Annotated in this window: 1 protein-coding gene; it reads left to right on the top strand. The window is 71.7% G+C overall.

Going from position 1 to position 428, the window contains the following annotated elements:
* Positions 1-428, top strand: a 428-nt coding sequence (locus tag AC1DUE_RS20425; RefSeq protein ID WP_477041230.1) for a thioredoxin domain-containing protein, incomplete at both ends; no start/stop codon positions are given.

The following is a 428-nucleotide window of genomic DNA, read 5'->3' as shown; positions in this document are numbered from 1 at the left end:
TACCTGGGCCGCCGGTATCTGCTCATCGGCCTCAGCGCAGGCTTCCGGATCCTGGGGTCGTGCTATTCACCGGACACGCTGCGGCTGCGTGAGTTCGCCGCCCGCAACCGGCTGCCCCACCGCTGGGTGGATCTGGAGAAGGACAAGGAGGCGGACGCGCTGCTGCGCCGGTTCTCCATCCGTCCCGAGGAGACTCCGGTGGTCATCTGGAAGGGCGAGCGGGTGCTGCGCAATCCGAGCAACGCCGAACTCGCCCGGCTCATCGGGCTGCCCGCCCCCTCGCCGGAGGCCGGGCGGTGCGACGTGATGGTGGTCGGTGCGGGCCCTGCGGGACTCGCCGCCGCCGTGTACGGTGCCTCCGACGGCCTCACCACGGGCACCGTCGACGCCGTGGCCACCGGGGGCCAGGCCGGTACATCGTCTCGCAT

This window comes from Cellulomonas sp. P4_A2 (assembly GCF_056402515.1).
The sequence above is the reverse complement of the archived record's forward strand: the minus strand, read 5'-3'. Positions and strand labels throughout refer to the sequence as shown.